17 protein-coding genes are annotated in these 16,234 nt (G+C 70.7%); 15 read left to right on the top strand and 2 right to left on the bottom strand.

Features of this window, described 5'->3' with window-relative positions:
- Positions 1–30 precede the first annotated feature (30 nt).
- From Pka01_RS28615 to Pka01_RS28555, 14 genes are all read left to right on the top strand, one after another.
- Positions 31–675: an eCIS core domain-containing protein gene (locus tag Pka01_RS28615; protein WP_203886016.1), complete on the top strand. Its 645-nt coding sequence runs from the start codon at positions 31–33 to the stop codon at positions 673–675.
- 106 nt (positions 676–781) lie between these two features.
- Positions 782–3,265: a hypothetical protein gene (locus tag Pka01_RS28610; RefSeq protein WP_203886015.1), complete on the top strand. Its 2,484-nt coding sequence runs from the start codon at positions 782–784 to the stop codon at positions 3,263–3,265.
- 153 nt (positions 3,266–3,418) lie between these two features.
- On the top strand, positions 3,419–4,933 hold the full coding sequence (locus Pka01_RS41375; RefSeq protein WP_203886014.1) for a phage tail sheath family protein: 1,515 nt from the start codon (positions 3,419–3,421) through the stop codon (positions 4,931–4,933).
- Positions 4,934–4,983: 50 nt separating this feature from the next.
- Complete coding sequence (locus Pka01_RS28600; protein WP_203886013.1) at positions 4,984–5,427, top strand: phage tail protein; 444 nt, start codon at positions 4,984–4,986, stop codon at positions 5,425–5,427.
- Positions 5,427–5,921 (top strand): hypothetical protein, encoded by a 495-nt coding sequence (locus Pka01_RS28595; protein WP_203886012.1) that lies wholly within the window; start codon positions 5,427–5,429, stop codon positions 5,919–5,921. The genes Pka01_RS28600 and Pka01_RS28595 overlap by 1 nt, the downstream gene beginning before the upstream one ends.
- On the top strand, positions 5,918–6,049 hold the full coding sequence (locus tag Pka01_RS41370) for a DUF6760 family protein (RefSeq protein WP_275414515.1): 132 nt from the start codon (positions 5,918–5,920) through the stop codon (positions 6,047–6,049). The genes Pka01_RS28595 and Pka01_RS41370 overlap by 4 nt, the downstream gene beginning before the upstream one ends.
- 117 nt (positions 6,050–6,166) lie before the next feature.
- Complete coding sequence (locus Pka01_RS28590; RefSeq protein WP_203886011.1) at positions 6,167–8,029, top strand: hypothetical protein; 1,863 nt, start codon at positions 6,167–6,169, stop codon at positions 8,027–8,029.
- Between the two features lie 37 nt (positions 8,030–8,066).
- Positions 8,067–8,507 (top strand): phage tail protein, encoded by a 441-nt coding sequence (locus Pka01_RS28585; protein ID WP_203886010.1) that lies wholly within the window; start codon positions 8,067–8,069, stop codon positions 8,505–8,507.
- A gap of 3 nt (positions 8,508–8,510) precedes the next feature.
- Positions 8,511–9,242 (top strand): CIS tube protein, encoded by a 732-nt coding sequence (locus tag Pka01_RS28580; protein ID WP_203886009.1) that lies wholly within the window; start codon positions 8,511–8,513, stop codon positions 9,240–9,242.
- Positions 9,232–10,953 carry a VgrG-related protein gene (locus Pka01_RS28575; protein WP_203886008.1) on the top strand — a complete coding sequence of 574 codons (1,722 nt, stop codon included), beginning with the start codon at positions 9,232–9,234 and terminating at the stop codon, positions 10,951–10,953. The genes Pka01_RS28580 and Pka01_RS28575 overlap by 11 nt, the downstream gene beginning before the upstream one ends.
- Positions 10,954–10,969: 16 nt before the next feature.
- Entirely contained in the window at positions 10,970–11,260 is a 291-nt protein-coding gene (locus Pka01_RS28570; RefSeq protein ID WP_203886007.1) for a PAAR domain-containing protein, read from the top strand.
- 2 nt (positions 11,261–11,262) lie between these two features.
- Entirely contained in the window at positions 11,263–11,706 is a 444-nt protein-coding gene (locus Pka01_RS28565) for a GPW/gp25 family protein (protein ID WP_203886006.1), read from the top strand.
- The gene (locus Pka01_RS28560; RefSeq protein WP_203886005.1) at positions 11,706–13,652 is read left to right on the top strand and encodes a putative baseplate assembly protein; all 1,947 of its coding nucleotides are present in this window, start codon (positions 11,706–11,708) and stop codon (positions 13,650–13,652) included. Before Pka01_RS28565 ends, Pka01_RS28560 begins: the two co-directional genes overlap by 1 nt.
- The gene (locus Pka01_RS28555; protein ID WP_203886004.1) at positions 13,653–14,177 is read left to right on the top strand and encodes a phage tail protein; all 525 of its coding nucleotides are present in this window, start codon (positions 13,653–13,655) and stop codon (positions 14,175–14,177) included.
- Positions 14,178–14,652: 475 nt separating this feature from the next.
- On the opposite strand, the gene Pka01_RS28550 is transcribed toward Pka01_RS28555, so the two are convergent.
- Both Pka01_RS28550 and Pka01_RS28545 read right to left on the bottom strand, forming a co-directional pair.
- Positions 14,653–14,877 carry a hypothetical protein gene (locus tag Pka01_RS28550; protein WP_203886003.1) on the bottom strand — a complete coding sequence of 75 codons (225 nt, stop codon included), beginning with the start codon at positions 14,875–14,877 and terminating at the stop codon, positions 14,653–14,655.
- Positions 14,878–14,942: 65 nt separating this feature from the next.
- On the bottom strand, positions 14,943–15,356 hold the full coding sequence (locus tag Pka01_RS28545) for a winged helix-turn-helix transcriptional regulator (protein WP_239115468.1): 414 nt from the start codon (positions 15,354–15,356) through the stop codon (positions 14,943–14,945).
- 104 nt (positions 15,357–15,460) lie between these two features.
- Between Pka01_RS28545 and Pka01_RS28540 the strand changes: the two genes are divergently transcribed.
- On the top strand, positions 15,461–16,177 hold the full coding sequence (locus Pka01_RS28540; protein ID WP_203886001.1) for a DsbA family oxidoreductase: 717 nt from the start codon (positions 15,461–15,463) through the stop codon (positions 16,175–16,177).
- Positions 16,178–16,234: the final 57 nt, after the last annotated feature.

Here is a 16,234-nt window from a genome sequence, read left to right as displayed (position 1 = left end):
GGTGAGACGACACTGCTCCCAGGGGGCGCTATGCACAGGCATGCCGGTGACCTCGGCTCGGAGTTCCGCCCGCCGGGCGATCGCGTGCGGGCCGACGAGGGGGCGGCTCACGACGTGGGCCTCGACCCGCGCGACCTGCTCGGCCTGCAGCGTACGGCGGGCAACGCCGCGGTCACCGGGATGCTCGAGGAGGAGCGTTCACCCGTCCATGACGTGATCTCCTCGAGCGGCCGGCCACTCGATCACGACGTCAGGGCCGACATGGAAGCCCGGTTCGGCCAGGACTTCTCGGACGTGCGGATCCACACGGGCGAGCAGGCCAGGCGTTCGGCGACCTCCGTCAACGCCCAGGCGTACACGGTCGGGTCCGACGTCGTGTTCCAGCACTACGACCCCTCCTCGGACGCCGGCCGCCACATGCTGGCCCACGAGCTCACCCATGTCGTCCAGCAGCGCAACGGGCCCGTGGACGGCACGGAGGCGGCAGGCGGCGTGCGGGTCAGCGACCCTTCCGACCGCTTCGAACGGGAGGCCGCCGCCACCGCCGACCACGTCATGTCGGCCCCCGCCCCCGCCGTGCAGCGCGAGGAGACGCAGGAGGAAGAGGCGACGGCGCAGACGTACGTCCAGCGTCAGGAGGAAGAGGTTGAAGATCCCGAGCTTGCGGGGGGATGAGCGTCGGCCCGCTGCGCCTGCGCCGGGCGTGAGCGCTCGTCCACGTGCGGAGCTTTCGCGTGCTTCCTACCTGCTGTCGCTCCAACGGACAGCCGGGAACAGCGGTGTGGGGCGGCTGCTGAGCGGTCCGGTCGTCCAGAAGTGCGGAGGCGAGATCCACGAAGGGTGCGCGTGCGCGTCCCAGGAGGATGAGCCGCACGTCCAACGGCTGATCGGTGCCGTGGGCGTTCAGCGGGTTCCGGGCGAGTACGACACGGCCGAGCAGCGCAAGCTCATCGAAGAAGGCATCCGTGACAAGGACATCGGAAAGATCAAAAGCGTCGAGTCGAGCGCCTACACGCTGGCGAACGACAGCCAAACGATCGACATGATCCTCATCCTCCTCAACCAGGGGTGGGTCGGTCCGCGCGACGAAAGCGCGATCTACGACATATGGAAGAGCAGGGGTAAGGGCGTCGTCGCGCTCGCGTCGAAATACGCCTACGTGTGGAACATGTGCCTCAGCCGGCACGTGGACATGATCTGGTCGATCCCCGACCTCCAGCCGGTGAAGACCGAATTCAAGCAGGCCGTGGCCGGGAGGGCGCGAACCTATCTCGACGCCAATAGAAGGACCGTCGAAACGGAGCTCAAGCGTTACGGGCTGAACGACATGGGTGCGACGCCGTCTCCCGAGCAGGCGCGCGAACGCGAGGACCTCATGACGGCGTCGATCGCCGTGAACAAGGCGAAGAACGCCGTCAAGGCCCTGGAGACGATGCTCGTCGGCTATACCCACGTGGTGAACCCTCCGGGCGGCGGCCGTGATCATCCGGTCGGCCGGCCGGAGAGCGCCAGGACCGAGCGGTGTGCCGCACAGTTCGATCCGACGGCGCCACCCCAGGCCGGCAACGTCTCCGCGCACGACCTGTCGTGCCGATGGGCCGACGAAAGCGCAGCCCTGCCCTCGTGGGATGAGGTGAAGAAGAACTACAACCGCGCGCATGGTGTCGTGAACCACTACACGCGCCGCTATCCCGCACTGGTGGCTCTCCGCGAGGACACCGTGCTGAACGACGTCTCGCGGACAGCGGTCTCCTCGGAGGAACCCGCGGGCCGTCTTATGGCCATGCAGCTGGTCCGGGAAGCGCTGAACGACACGAAGGGCAACATCGACAAGACGTACGGCCTCGTCAACGATGCCAAGGGAGACTTCCCGTTAGAGCTGCAGCCGATCCATGAGCAGTTCTTCCTGTCCGATCCGGCGTGGCGGGACCCGTTCCGGCAGATGGTGGCACGGCAGGCCGTGAGGGAACACGGCAACGTCGAGTTCTGGAACACCATCGGTGTGAGCGCGATCGGGATGGCGCTCTTCGTCGTCGCGGAACTCGCGTCAGGCGGTCTCGCGACGTTCTTCTTCGCCGCTGCGGCGGCGGGCGGCATTGCGCAGGCGGCGGCCAGTTGGGACAAGTACTTCACGCTCAAGGCAGCGGAGGGGACGAACATGAGCGAGGAGACGGCGCTCATGTCACGCGACCAGGTGAGTGACCAGTTCCTCACCGCGGCCCTCGACACCGTCATGGCCTTCGTGGACGCCTACACCGCGGCGAAGGGCGGTGCGAAGGCGCTCGCCAAGGCGGGCGAGGCGGAGGCGAAGTTCGCCGGGATCGCGGGCAAGGAGGCCCACGCGCTCGCAGAGGAGATGAAGGCGGCGCGCGTGGAGGTGGCGGCCGGCCACGAGGTCAGGGCCACGGAGCGCGGCATCGAGCGTTGCAGTCCGGAACCCTGCCCGCTCATCGGGGAGTTCTGGGAGAACTCGCTGACGCGTCACCCGCAGGTTGGAGAACGTCTTGAAGGCGACGCCCGGCGGGCGCGGACGGATCCGGTGTGGGCGGCGCGCGACGCGGCGTCCGCCGATCAGGCGCTGCAGAACCTGACCGAACAGGAACTCGACCTGTGGGCCGCCTCGCTCCCCAACGTGGCGACTTCTGAACACCCCAAGTTCACCGCCATGAAGCGACTGCCCGAGAAGCGTCTCGACATCGCCAACAACGCCGTCAGCCCCGAGAAGATGGAGTTCATCGAGAAGAACATCGCGGAGATGAAGAAGGACGGACGGCTGCGGGCGGACTACACCTACTCACCGCCGGCCATCCCCGGCGCCGTCCTCCCTCTCGAAGCCGCACAGAGAGCCCAGGAGGTGATCGGGCTCAAGATCAGTGGTAACGACGCCATCGCCTCGTGCTGGCAGAAGGCCGTGGACGCGACGCTCCAGGACCGAGGACCCTTGACGGCCGCGAACTACCCGGAGCACTACAAATCAGCGGCGGGACGGTTCTGGCGGCTCATGGGGAAGCAAGAGCATGCCTCCGCGAAAGCGTTCTTCGTCGAGCGCGGGTTCACTGTCAACGGCGAGCGGGCGGCATATCTGGAGGTTGAGGGTGTGCACAGGCAGGAGGTCGCCCTCGGCCTGGACCACATGTCCCCCAAGGCGACCGGAGACAACTACCGATACGCGCTGGACGGCGACCGGATCCAGTTCCTCTTCCAGGCCGACAACACCAAGTTGAGCCACATCGAGACGAAGGACCCCTCACTGCGGCGTCCATAGGCGCGTCGAAATCGCGCCGACGGTTCTCGGGGCCCCGGAGTCGCCCCTTCGGGCAGCCGGCGAGGGACGGAAGGACGGGCGTACGGACGCTGTGCTCACGGCCTGGGCATCTGATTCTGGATGCGGGACGAGATTCCGCGAACGGAGGCAAGGATGCCCACGTATCTGACCCCAGGTGTGTACGTCGAGGAGGTCGAGGCGGGCTCACGGCCGATCGAGGGGGTCGGTACGGCGGTCGCCGCGTTCGTCGGCTTCGCGGCGCTCGGGCCGTACAACACCGCGACCCTCGTCACGAGCTGGAGCCAGTTCACCCAGACCTTCGGGGACTTCATCCCTGGTTGCAACCTCGCACACGCCGTTTACGGATATTTCATGAACGGTGGGGGCACCTGCTACGTCGTCCGCATCGGCGGCGACGGAGCGGCGTCCGTGCCGGAGCCGCAGGCGATGCTCGGCACCTACCGCGTCGCCGCGAAAGAGCTGGGGAACGGCAAGCCCGAGATCGTCGTCGAGGTCGCGCAACCGGCGGGCCAGGACGAGGCGGGCGACCGGTTCACGCTGGTCGTCAAGCGCGACGGCAAGGTCGAGGAGACCTACGAGGGCGTCACCGCCAAGCGCGGCAAGGACAACGTGGCGACCCAGGTGCAGAGCAAGTCCCGGCTGATCACGCTCGAGGACACCGGCGGCACCGCCGCCGTGCCGGCCCCCCAGGCTGTCACGCTGCGGACCCCGCCCGCCCCCGCCCCCGTGCCCGACCACGTCTCCGCCGACGAGTACGTCGGCAACGTCGCGGAGCGCACCGGCTTCGGCGGCCTGGAGGCCGTCGACGAGATCACCATGGTGGCCGTCCCCGACCTGATGGGGGCCTACGAACGGGGTGCGATCGACCTCGAGGGGGTGAAGGTCGTCCAGGACGCGATCATCGCGCACTGCGAGCTGATGGGCGACCGCATGGCGATCCTCGACGCGCCTCCCGGGATGACGGCCCACCAGGTGAAGGAGTGGCGCACCGACCTCGCCGGCTACGACAGCAAGTACGCGACGCTGTACTACCCCTGGGTCAAGGTCTTCGACCCGGCGGTGAACGCCACCCGGTTCCTGCCGCCCAGCGGCCACGTCGCCGGGATCTGGGCGCGCAGCGACGCCACGCGCGGGGTGCACAAGGCGCCGGCCAACGAGGTCGTGCGCGGCGCGGTCGCCCTGCAGACCCAGCTCACCAAGGGTGAGCAGGAGTTGCTGAACCCCATCGGGGTCAACTGCATCCGCGCGTTCTCCGGGCGCGGCATCCGGGTCTGGGGCGCGCGCACGTTGTCGTCCGACCCGGCCTGGCGCTACCTCAACGTGCGGCGGCTGTTCAACTACCTCGAGGAGTCGATCCTCACCGGCACGCAGTGGGTGGTGTTCGAACCCAACGACGACGCCCTGTGGGCCCGGATCCGGCGGTCGATCAGCGCGTTCCTGATCCTCGGCTACCAGCAGGGCTCACTGTTCGGCCGTACGCCCGACGAGGCCTTCTACGTCAAGTGCGACGACGAGACGAACACCGCGGAGAGCATCGAGGCGGGACAGGTCATCTGCGAGATCGGCGTCGCCCCGGTGAAACCCGCCGAGTTCGTGGTCTTCCGGCTCGCCCAGATATCGGGCGGCGCCGGCCTCATCGGCGAATAGGGCGAGCGGTCCCCGGACGGCACCCCTGACAGCACCCAAGGAGTTAGGTGATGGCACTCCCCGAGATGGACACCTCTGTCGGTCACTCCTTCGGCCTGGAGATCGACGGCATCGTCATCAAGCAGATCAGCGAGGTGTCGGGGCTCAAGATGGAGCAGGACGTCATCGACCTGCCGCAGAACACGGCCGACGGCAAGTTCATGCGCAAGAAGCTGCCCGGCCGCCCGAAGCCCGGCGAGGTGACGCTCTCACGCGGCCTCACCAACGACCAGAGCTTCGAGAAGTGGGCCAAGGACGCCCAGTTCGGCAAGATGAAGGACGCCCGCAAGGGCGGCGCCATCATCGTGTACGACTTCGAGGGCGTGGCCATCAAGCGCTACAAGCTGCACAACGCCTGGCCGAAGAGCCTGGAGATCGGCACCCTCAAGGCCGGCGACACCACCGTGCTGATGGAGAAGCTCGTCATCGTGCACGAGGGGATGGAGCCCGCGTGATGCGCCGCACCGCAGCGACGTCCCTGTCGGCCGTGGCCGGCACGGGTGCTCCCGATGCCGCCGCCCCTGGCGGCCACGCACAGGACGGCAGGCCGTACGGCGGGGCCGAGCCCCGGCGCGAGACCATGCGCACGGAGTTCGCGTTCGAGCTGCCCCGGGGCTACGTCGACGAGTACGGCACGGTCCATCGCGACGGCGTCATGCGCCTGGCCACGGCGAGGGACGAGCTGGTTCCGCTCAGGGACGACCGGGTGCGGGAGAACCGCGCCTACCTCACGGTGGTGCTCCTCGGCCGTGTCGTCACGCGCATCGGCACCATCACCGACGTCCATCCCGGGCTGATCGAGAACTTCTTCGCCTCCGATCTGGCCTTCCTGCAGGACCTTTACCGGCGGGTGAACAGCGAGGGCCAGTCGCGCGCGGCCGTCGCCTGTCCCGAGTGCCGCCACGAGTTCACGGTCGACCTCTCGGGCAGCCGCCTGGGGGAATCATGAGCGACCGGCTGTACGAGGAGGTCACCTACCTCGCATACCACCTGCATTGGCCGCTCCACGACCTCCTCGATCTGGAGCATCACGAGCGCCGCCGGTTCGTCGCCGAGACCGGCCGGCTGGTCCGGTAGGCCGCGATGCGGTGGCCATGGACACGCTCCGGACGGGCCGGGCGATCCGGCGGGGACGGCGGGCGGACCGGAATCCAGGCGAACGCGGGAGCGCCGGCCCAGGACGCCAGGGCCCCCATGCAGCCGGACACGCGGCAGGCTCCCGTGCACCGCGGCGAGTGGCGGACGTTGCCGCCGCTTCAGCGTGTGCTCGGCCCGCACCCGCTGGCCGGTTCCGGGGACGCGTTCTCCGGCCTGCTGACGACGTGGCGCGACCCGTCGTCGCTGGCGCCGCTCGGCCACGACGTTGTGGACCTGCCCGGCGGTCTCATCGGGTCCCTCTCCTCCGGTACGGCTTCCGCCGCCGGACGTCCGGGCGCTCCCGACGACGACCGCCCACCGGTACGGCACGCGTCGACGGCCGGCCCCGAGCCGGTGACGATCGCCCGGTGGGCGGCGCCCGCGCCCTCCCCCGACGCGCTACCGGTCGTGAGCCGTGCCCACGGCGCGGGAGCGGAGCCGCGAGGCGAGCCGAGAGGCGATGAGCGCGGCGACGGCTCTTCTGATGGCCCCCTGGACGGACCGCGGAACGGCCTCGCTCCTGGAGTCCAGGGCGGCGCCGTCCTCCCAGCGGCCCGCATTCCCGCCTGGGACGGCTCGGAGCAGGCCCAGGCCGTCGGCCCGGATCCCGCAGGAGGCACGCGTCCGCTTTCCGGCGACACGGCCATGAGCACCTCTGCCGCCGAGACCGTTCAGTTCCTCGCCCACGAGTCCTCGTTCGGGCAGGTCACGGCTGATCCCGGTACGCCGTCCGCCGGTCCCGGTCCCGGTCCCGCCGTTCAGCGGACGGCGGCAAGGCGGCTCGGGCTCGGACCGCCGATCGAGACCGGCACGCTTGGTGACGTGCTGGGCGGCGCGGCACCCTGGAACACGCGGGGAGATGCCGGACCCGCCCGCACACCGAACAGCTCCGGAGAGGCGTCAGGTCACCCGGACCGGTCCGGCACGACGCCCACGGTCGCGCGAATCGAGGTGCACGGCGCCCACGACTCCGTTCCGGGCCGGTCCGCCACGCAAGATCCGCCGGAGGTTCCGTCCGACGTGAGGGTGCGGGTGGAGCCGAGCCCCGTCGCGCCGACGCTGGGGCTGGATCGGCCGCGATCGAGCGAGTCCTCCCCCGTTCCGCCAGGAGAGTCCGGCCGCACCGCCGCGGACCCGCCACCGGGACGTCCGGACGCCGTCCCCGTCCGTGGGATCGGCACGCCCGTTCAACGGACGCACACGGGCACGGCAGGCGAGCCCCCGGCCGCCACGCGCCCGGAGGTCGCCGCGCGGGCCGTACCACCGGAGGCGATCCCGACGCGTCCTCTCCTCGGGGCCCGCGGGATCGAGCCGGCGCAGAGCGTCTCCGTCCCGCTCCTGGACGCTGCACCGGACCCGCTCCCGGCGGCGGACGGTTCGCCGGTGCCGCGCACGGGCGGGGCGGGGCGGCTCGTGGCGCTCCAGCGCTCCGCCGCCGGTCCTGTGCCTCCCGTTCTGCTGCGAACGGCCGTCCGCGGGGCGGCCTGGCCGCCGAGCCAAGCGCCGGCCTCCCCGGCCTCGGCCGGTCCGGACACGACGCCGATCGTGCAAGCCGTGCACACGCCCGCCGTGAGCACCCCGTCCCACGAGTCGGGCCGGCAGGCGGATCCCGGTACGGCGGCGCCGTACGACAGGGCGGAGGCGGCCCGGCAGGTGGTGATGCGGCTGGCCGCGGCAGGCGTGCCGGTCTCCCGCGAGGAGTCCCCCGTCGCCGACCGGCCGGAGTTCGCGCAGACCCCTCCGCAGGCCGCACCTTCAGAGGGTGCGGAGCCGGCGGGGCGCTCGCCCGGGGACGCGAAACAGGACCAGGAACTGGTGGGACGGCTGCTCGAACCGCTGCTGCGCCGCCTCAGGGCCGAGCTCTGGCTGGAGCGCGAGCGCCGCGGCGACCTGTCGGAACCGGGCGGGAGGCGATTTTGAATGGCGACCCGTTGGCTGACTCGGATGGGTGATCCGCATGGATGAGGACCTGATCGCGGTCTCGGTGTGCTTCGTCGTCACGATCGACGGCAAGAACATCGGGGCGTTCAACAGCTGCGAGGGCCTGGGCTGCGAAGTCATGATCGAGCAGCGCGAGGTGGGCGGCGACAACGGCATGGTGCTGCAGCTGCCGACCCGGTTGAAGTATCCGAACGTGAAGCTGACCAGGCCGGTCACCAAGGCGACCGCGGACAAGATCCCCCAGTGGCTGACGAGCCTGGCAAAGGGCGTGCAGCGCAAGACCGCGACCATCGAGGCCCGTACGGCCCTTGGCGAGGTCATCGTCGCGTGGGGTCTCACAGGGGTGGTCCCCGTCCGGTGGACCGGCCCGCAGTTCACGCTCGACTCGCCCAAGGTGGCCACCGAGACGCTCGAGCTCGCCCACCACGGGTTCACCGGACCGGGATGGGGTGCCTGAGCGATGACCGCCGCTCCCGTCACCTTCAGCGCGCCCGGCGTCACCGGCGCGGCCCCCGCCAGCGTGCAGGAGGCGTTCCTCGCGATCCACGAGCCGCCGAAGACGCCCACGGACCGCAATCCCGGCGCGCAGATCGGCACCGTCAAGTTCCAGTACAACCCCAGGGAGCTCTCGCTCGCCAAGTCGGCGAGCTGGGAGCGCAAGGCGCAGAAGAAGACCGATCGCGGCGCCCGGCCGCAGTATCTGGGGTCCGATCCCTGCAAGCTGCAGCTGGAGATGTTCCTCGACGCCACGGAGAAGATGGACGACGGCGTGGTCAAGGCCGTCGAGCGGCTGTTCTCCTGCATGGTCTGCGGCGAGGGCAGGCCGACGCCGCCATGGGTGGTCTTCAACTGGGGCGGGCTCACCGGCTTCCCGGCGTTCGTCAGCAGCGTGACCGCGAAGTACACCCTGTTCACCCCGGGCGGGATGCCCGTACGTGCCCTGTGCACGATCGCGATCGAGGAGGTGTTCGGCACCACCAAACGGCAGAATCCGACGTCGGGCTCCCTGGCCGCCAGAGACGTGCACGTGGTGGTCGCCGGCGACACCCTGGCCGGCATCGCCTACGCCTGCTACGGCGAGCCCGGGTTCTGGCGGGAGATCGCGAAGGCCAACCGCATCGGCGACCCGATGAGGCTCCGGCCGGGCGCCCGGCTGCTGATCCCCGCGAGGGAGGAACTCGGTGGCGGCTGAGACGTTCTCCAGCACCCTCGTGGTGGAGGTTGGCGGCGCCGAGCTCGCGCCGGAGATCGCCGCACTGCTCGTCCACGGCTACGTGGAGGACAACAGGAACCTGCTCGACACGTTCGTGCTGCGCTTTCGCGACCCGGGGCACCTGGTGGTGGACAAGGGCGGCCTGACCGTGGGGGCGAAGGTGACGCTGAAGGCGCAGACCTCCGACCCCGGCCCGCCGGTGCCGCTCATGACGGGGGAGGTCGCCGGGCTGACGCTCGACCTGGACGCGGCGGGGACCATCACCGAGGTGCGCGGCTTCGACGAGGCCCACCGTCTGATGCGGGGCAGGCGCGTCGCGGCGTACCCGAACATGACGGTCGGCGACGTGGTCCGCCAGGTGGCCAGGCGGGCGAACATCCCCGTCGGGCGGATCGACCCGCTGCCCGGCGTCGGCGGACGGCTGCACACCCAGCTCAGCCAGGACAACGTGAGCGACTGGACGTTCCTCACCCGGCTCGCCGACCGCGTGGGCGCGCAGGTGGGCGTGGCCGAGGGCAGGCTCTTCTTCCGCCTGCCGACTCCCCCGTCGGGTGCCCCGGGCCCGTCGGAGAAGGCCGAGCAGAACCCGCTCGTGCTGGAGGCCGACGCGAACCTGATCTCACTGCGCGCCTCGGTGACCGCCGCCTCGCAGGCCGCCGAGGTGGAGGTCCGGGGGTGGGACTACGAGCACAAGCAGGAGATCACCGCCACCGCCACGCCGGCCCTGAAGGAGGCGGGCGCCGATCCGGCCGAGCTTGGCCGGACGTTCGCGGCTCCGACGGTCCTCGCGGGAGTCAGCGGGCACCGGACACAAGCCGAGGTCAAGGCCGCGGCGGACGCGCTCGCCGCCGACCTCGGCGGCACGGCCGTCGAGCTGGACGGCGTGGCCAAGGGGAACCCGCGGCTGCGTGCCGGCGTGGCGGTCTCGCTCGCCGGGGTCGGCGCGCCGTTCGCCGGGAAGTACACGCTGAGCGGCACCCGCCACCTGTTCTCGCCCTCGACCGGGTACACGACCGCGTTCACCGTGTCGGGCCGCCAGGACCGTTCGCTCTACGGCCTGACGTCGCGGGGCGCGTCCGGCACGGCACACGGCCTCGTCCCCGCCATCGTCAGCAACATCAAGGATCCGCTCGCCATGGGCCGCGTGTGCCTCACGTTCCCGTGGCTGAGCGGCGAGTTCACCAGCGGCTGGGCGCGGGTGGCCCTGCCGGGCGCGGGCAGGGACCGCGGACTGGAACTGCTGCCCGAGGTCGGCGACGAGGTCCTCGTCGGGTTCGAGAACGGCGACTTCGACAGCCCCTACGTCCTGGGTGGCCTGCACAACGGGACCGACACCGCGCCACGCCTGTCGGCCGAGATCGTCGACGGCACGAGCGGCCAGGTCGCCGTGCGGGCACTCGTGTCCCGCGCCGGCCACCGGCTGGAGCTCGTGGAGAAGCCCGGCGCCGTACGGCTCAGCACCGGCGACGAGCAGGTGACGCTGACGCTGGACGAGAAGTCGGGGGCCGTCGTGATCAAGGCGGCGAAGGGCGTGACCGTCGACGCGGGCTCCGGCTCCGTTGAGGTCACCGCGACCTCGGGCATCACCCTCGACGCCGGCGCCGGTCCGCTGGAACTCAAGGGAAGCCGGGTCACCGTCAGCGGCCAGAGCGACGTCACGGTCACCGGCGCGATCATCAAACTCAACTGACCACGGGAGATGTGAGATGCCACCCGCCGCACGCGTGGGAGACCCGACAGGGCACCCCGGAACGATCAGCGGGCCGGGCGTGCCGACCGTGCTGATCGGCGGGATGCCCGCCGCCACGGTGGGCACGATGCACGCCTGCGCGTTCCCCGCGGTCCCTCCGGCTCCCCCGCACCCGCCGACGCCGCTGGCCGGGCCCGGCGTGCCGACCGTGCTGATCGGTGGAATGCCCGCCGCCGTCATGGGCGACCTGACAGGGTGCGGAGCGCCCGTCGTCGCGGGCTGCCCCGTCGTGCTGATCGGAGGCTGACCATGGCGTCCGACTTCATCGGCGCGGGCTGGACCTTCCCCGTGCGCACCGACGCGACCGGCTCGATCGCGCTGGTCCGGGGGGAGCGGGAGATCGCGGAGAGCATCAGGCTCATCCTCGGCACCTCGCCGGGCGAGCGGCCGATGCGGCCCGAGTTCGGCTGCGCCATCCACGACCTGGTCTTCGCGCCCGCGGACGCCCGGACCGCGGGCAGGCTCGCCTCGGAGGTGCGCCTCGCGCTCGAACGGTGGGAGCCGCGCATCGACCTCGACGACGTCGTCGTGCACTTCGACCAGGTGGACCAGGGGATCCTGCTGCTCGACATCAGGTACGCGCTGCGCGGCGACAACGATCCCCGCAACCTCGTGTTCCCGTTCTACGTGATCCCCGACGACGCGGGCCCCGCAGGCCACGCGGCTCCCACCGACGACGAGGGAGAGATCTGATGGCCCTGCCCGTGCCCGACCTCGACGACCGGCGGTTCCAGGACCTGGTGGACGAGGCCAAGCGCCTGGTCCAGCAGCGTTGCCCCGAGTGGACCGACCACAATGTCTCCGATCCCGGCGTGACGCTGATCGAGACGTTCGCGTTCATGGTCGACCAGCTCCTGTACCGGCTCAACCAGGTGACCGACCTGCACTACCTGCGTTACCTGGAGCTGATCGGCGTGCGCCTGTTCCCGCCGACGGCGGCGCGCACCCAGGTCACCTACTGGCTGTCGGCCGCGCAGCGGCAGCCGGTCGCGATCCGGTCGGGCGCGCAGATCGCGGCCGAGCGCAAGGAGGGGGACGAGCCCGTTGTCTTCACCACCGAGGACGAACTCGTCATGCCGCCGTCCGCGCTGGTCCGCGTGATGACACAAAGTGGTGGCGGCGAGCCGGTCGACCGCGGCGACGACCTCGCCACCGGCCAGGGTTTCGCCTGCTTCGCCGAGGCGCCGGTCGCCGGTGACCTGCTCTACTTCGGCCTGTCCGTCGCGGTGCCCCGATGCGCGGTGCTGCTGCGCGTGGAGTGCGAACTCACGGGCGCAGGCGTGGACCCGCGCAATCCGCCGCTGGTCTGGGAGGCCTACACGGGTGACGGCTGGACAGCCTGTGAGGTCGACCGTGACACCACCGGAGGGCTGAACCGGCCCGGCGACGTGGTCCTGCACGTGCCCGAGGGGCACGTCACGTCGGTGGTCGGCCGGCACGCCGCCGGCTGGCTGCGCTGCGTGGTCTCCGAGCCCGGCGCGGGCCAGCCGTTCTACACCTCCTCGCCCCGGCTGCACGCCGCCGCGGCCTCCACCATCGGCGGCACGGTCGCGGCCGTGCACTCCGACTTCGTGTACGACGAGGTGCTCGGCACGAGCGAGGCGATCCCCGGCCAGCGGTTCGGCACCCAACACGCCCCGATCATCAGCTCCGACAAGCCCCTGGTGGTGCTGGTGGTCGGCAACGGCGGCTTCCAGGAGTGGTGGGAGGTCGCCTCGTTCGCGGAATCGGGGCCCGGCGACCGGCACATCCGGGTGGACAGGGCGGAGGGGACGATCGAGTTCGGGCCCGCCGTCCGGGAGGCGGACGGGTCGCTGCGGCAGCACGGAGGCGTGCCGCCCAAACGAGGCGTCGTCCGCGTCCCCGTCTACCGGACCGGCGGCGGGCGCAGGGGCAACGTCGCCCGCAACACGCTCGTCGTCCAGCGCGACGCCGTGCCGTACGTCGCCTCGGTGACCAACCGCAGGCCCGCCACGGGCGGCGTGGACGCGGAGTCCGTGCAGGACGCGGCGGTGCGCGGCCCGCTGCTGCTGCGCACCCGGGACCGCGCCGTGACCACCGGGGACTACGAGCAGCTCGCGAGGGAGGCGGCGCCCGACCTCGCCCGGGTGCGGTGCGTCCCCGTGGGCGCGGACGAGCGCGGCGTCGCGGCCGGCGTGCGCGTGCTGCTGGTCCCCGCCGTGCCCGACCCGGTCGAGGTGGCGTTCCGCGACCTCCGGGTCCCCGGGCCGCTGCGCGACCGGGTGACCGCCCACCTCGACGAACGTCGTTGCGTCGGCGCAAGGGTCGTCGTCGAACCGCCCTTCTACCAGGGGATCACCGTGGTGTCCCGGCTCAGGGCGGCGCGGGACGCCTCGCGCGACGGGGTCCGCGACCGCGCCCTGCTGGCGCTGCGGACCTATCTCAACCCGCTGGTCGGCGGGCCGGACGGCAGAGGCTGGCCGTTCGGCAGGGCCGTACAGACCGGAGAGGTCTTCGCGGTGCTGCAACGGGTGGCGGGCGTCGAGCTCGTCGAGGAGGTCCTGCTGTTCAAGGCCGACCCGGTGACCGGGGAACGCACCACGCAGGCCCAGGTCATCGACCTCACGCCGAACGCGCTGGTCTTCTCCTACGCACACCAGATCAAGGTGGAGGTCTAGATGCGCGGCGGCCTGAGCGGGCTCGGCACCGCGTTCCCGATCGGCGAGGCGCTGCCCTCCCTGTACGCCGAGGACGGATACACCCAGCGGCTCACCGCGGCACTGGACGAGGTGCTCGCTCCGGTGTTCACCACGCTCGACTGCCTGGACAGCTACCTGAGCCCCGAGCTCGCCCCTGAGGACATGCTGGACTGGCTCGCCGGTTGGGTGGCGCTGAGCCTGGACGAGCACTGGACCGTGCACCAGCGCCGCGCGATGATCGCCCGCGCGGTAGCCGACTCGCGCGCCCGCGGCACGCTGCACGGGCTCCGGGACCAGTTGCGGCTGCTCACCGGCAGGGACCTGGAGGTCGTCGACACCGGCGGATGCGTCGGCTCGGACGAGCCCGGCACCCCGCTTCCCGGTTCGGTCGCCAACCAGGTGCTCATCAAGGCGCCCGGCCTGGATCCCGACCGGCTGCGCGCCGCTGCCGAGCGCATGCTGCCCGCCCACGTCCGCGTCGTCGTCGACACCGCCACGCCTTGAGTCGCCCACCCCGCGTGATCATGCACAAGCGAACCTTGGGTGTGATCATGCACGAGCGAACCTTGGGTGTGATCATGCACGAGCGAACCTTGGGTGTGATCATGCAAAGCCTCGGTCATCCGCCCGCTGAGCAGGCGCAACGCGAATCGTGATCATGCGCAGATTCGTGATCAACGCGTCTGACCTGGGCGTCCACTATTCGTGATCATGCACGTGCCGGTGCATGATCACGACACGCGTAACCCCAGGCAGACGATGTGATGGCCGAATCTGTGCATGATCACGGTCGAGGTTGGCGCAGGTCAGCGCGCATGCTCGCGAGGTTGTGCATGATCACCACCCGGGTTGCACACCCTGGGGTTGCACCACCCCGGGGTTGCACCACCCCGGGGTTGCACCACCCTGGAGGTCGGGCAATCTCCCGCCCAACAGGGTCACATCCGCCCGCAAGCCGATCCGGACGCCGGGAAGCGCGTCAGATCTCCGAGGTCGCGAACAGTTCCAGGTGAGCGCACCTCGGGCAGCGGTACGCGTCGACCTGCCAGCGTTGCCGGCCCAGCCTCCTGGCTCCGCCGAACGGCCCTCGTTCGAGGGCGCCCTCGATCCATCGCAGGTATCCCTGCGAGCTCTGGCCCGCGTCCTCGATGAAGCCCGGCTCCAGGCCGATCTCACCGCACTGCGTGCACTTGAAGTCGTTCACGCTCCGGAGCCTAACCGCCGGAAGATCCGTGACGACGCCTCGGATTTCGCGGCACAGGAGCGGGGTCAGTCCACGGCGGTCGCGCCGTCGAAGGCCTCCTGGTTGCGGCGGACCTCGGCATGGTTGTCGGCGGACCATTCCGCCAGTGCGAGGACGGTGGACAGGAGCGAGCGGCCGAGCACGGTCAGGCGGTATTCGACCCTGGGCGGGACCTCCGGATAGGCCGTGCGGGCGAGCAGGCCGTAGCGCTGCAGGTGCTTCAGCGTCAGCGTCAGCATGCGCTGGGAGACGCCCGGAATCGCGGCGGCGAGCTCGGAGTAGCGGGCCGGGCCGTCGGCGAGCGTGCCGATGATCAGCACGCTCCACTTGTCCCCGACGAGGTCGAGCACCTCACGGATGAAGTCGGCGTCGTCGTCGCCCCACCGCGCACACGGTCCGGGGACGTCGCGCACCCGCGCTCGCACGTTCTTCGCCGCCACGTCGCCACCTCCCACGCACATCAATGTGCATTTTGTAGGCCTTCCGAATCTTATGCACCATGCGGTTAAGAACAAAAAGTAAGTAGAGCGGAGGACCGATGTACATGAAGATCGAGTTCTGGTCGGATGTGATCTGCCCGTACTGCGGCCTGATGGAGCACCGGCTCAAGCGCGCGCTGGAGCGGTTCCCGCATGCCGCGCACGTGCGGGTGGTCCACCGGTCGATCCAGCTTCACCCCGACCTGCCGCGGACGGGCGTCACGCAGCGGCGCCTGTTCGACCTGGCCGGGATGCCGCGGGCGACGGGAGAGCGGACCCTGAGGGCGATCGAGACGGCCGCCCACGCAGAAGGGCTGACGCCTTACCACGCCCTCGATCGCACGCTCGGGCCGACGGACTTGGCCCACCAGTTGCTCGCGTACGCCACCGAGCAGGGCCGCGGCGACGAGGCCTGGAGCGCGATCTTCCGGGCTCACTTCGGCCAGGCCCGCAATCTGTGGACCGCGAACGAGGTCCTGGACTTCGCCGCCGAGATCGGCCTGGATCGCGCCGAGGCCGAGCAGGCGTTGCGCAGCCGGCGTTTTCTGGCTCAGGTGACTGACGACCAGCGGGAGGCCGAGCGCCTCGGCTCCCGCGGCGCTCCCTTCCTGGTGCTCGACCGAACGTACGCCATCCCCGGCGCCGTCGACACCGACGACCTGCTGGCCGCCATCACCCGAGCGTGGCGGGAGAAGAACGCGGATCCCGTCCCGCTGACAGCGCTCGCCGACGAGGACGGGATCTGCGCCCCTGACGGCTGCGCCGTCCCGGGTGACGCCTGAAGGAACAGCATCAAGGGCGTCCGCCCCACGCCACCGCGGCGGGCCATGCCCGTGCCG

This window comes from Planotetraspora kaengkrachanensis (assembly GCF_016862895.1).
Classification (GTDB): domain Bacteria; phylum Actinomycetota; class Actinomycetes; order Streptosporangiales; family Streptosporangiaceae; genus Planotetraspora; species Planotetraspora kaengkrachanensis.
Note: the sequence above shows the minus strand (reverse complement) of the source record. Positions and strands in the feature narration are given on the sequence as shown.

What these genes read in the sequence shown, in the direction of transcription:
- Pka01_RS28615 (WP_203886016.1), top strand. Translation starts at nt 31, where the DNA reads ATGCACAGGCATGCCGGTGACCTCGGCTCGGAGTTCCGCCCGCCGGGC.
- Pka01_RS41375 (WP_203886014.1), top strand. Translation starts at nt 3,419, where the DNA reads ATGCCCACGTATCTGACCCCAGGTGTGTACGTCGAGGAGGTCGAGGCG.
- Pka01_RS28600 (WP_203886013.1), top strand. Translation starts at nt 4,984, where the DNA reads ATGGCACTCCCCGAGATGGACACCTCTGTCGGTCACTCCTTCGGCCTG.
- Pka01_RS28595 (WP_203886012.1), top strand. Translation starts at nt 5,427, where the DNA reads ATGCGCCGCACCGCAGCGACGTCCCTGTCGGCCGTGGCCGGCACGGGT.
- Pka01_RS41370 (WP_275414515.1), top strand. Translation starts at nt 5,918, where the DNA reads ATGAGCGACCGGCTGTACGAGGAGGTCACCTACCTCGCATACCACCTG.
- Pka01_RS28590 (WP_203886011.1), top strand. Translation starts at nt 6,167, where the DNA reads ATGCAGCCGGACACGCGGCAGGCTCCCGTGCACCGCGGCGAGTGGCGG.
- Pka01_RS28585 (WP_203886010.1), top strand. Translation starts at nt 8,067, where the DNA reads ATGGATGAGGACCTGATCGCGGTCTCGGTGTGCTTCGTCGTCACGATC.
- Pka01_RS28580 (WP_203886009.1), top strand. Translation starts at nt 8,511, where the DNA reads ATGACCGCCGCTCCCGTCACCTTCAGCGCGCCCGGCGTCACCGGCGCG.
- Pka01_RS28570 (WP_203886007.1), top strand. Translation starts at nt 10,970, where the DNA reads ATGCCACCCGCCGCACGCGTGGGAGACCCGACAGGGCACCCCGGAACG.
- Pka01_RS28565 (WP_203886006.1), top strand. Translation starts at nt 11,263, where the DNA reads ATGGCGTCCGACTTCATCGGCGCGGGCTGGACCTTCCCCGTGCGCACC.
- Pka01_RS28560 (WP_203886005.1), top strand. Translation starts at nt 11,706, where the DNA reads ATGGCCCTGCCCGTGCCCGACCTCGACGACCGGCGGTTCCAGGACCTG.
- Pka01_RS28555 (WP_203886004.1), top strand. Translation starts at nt 13,653, where the DNA reads ATGCGCGGCGGCCTGAGCGGGCTCGGCACCGCGTTCCCGATCGGCGAG.
- Pka01_RS28540 (WP_203886001.1), top strand. Translation starts at nt 15,461, where the DNA reads ATGAAGATCGAGTTCTGGTCGGATGTGATCTGCCCGTACTGCGGCCTG.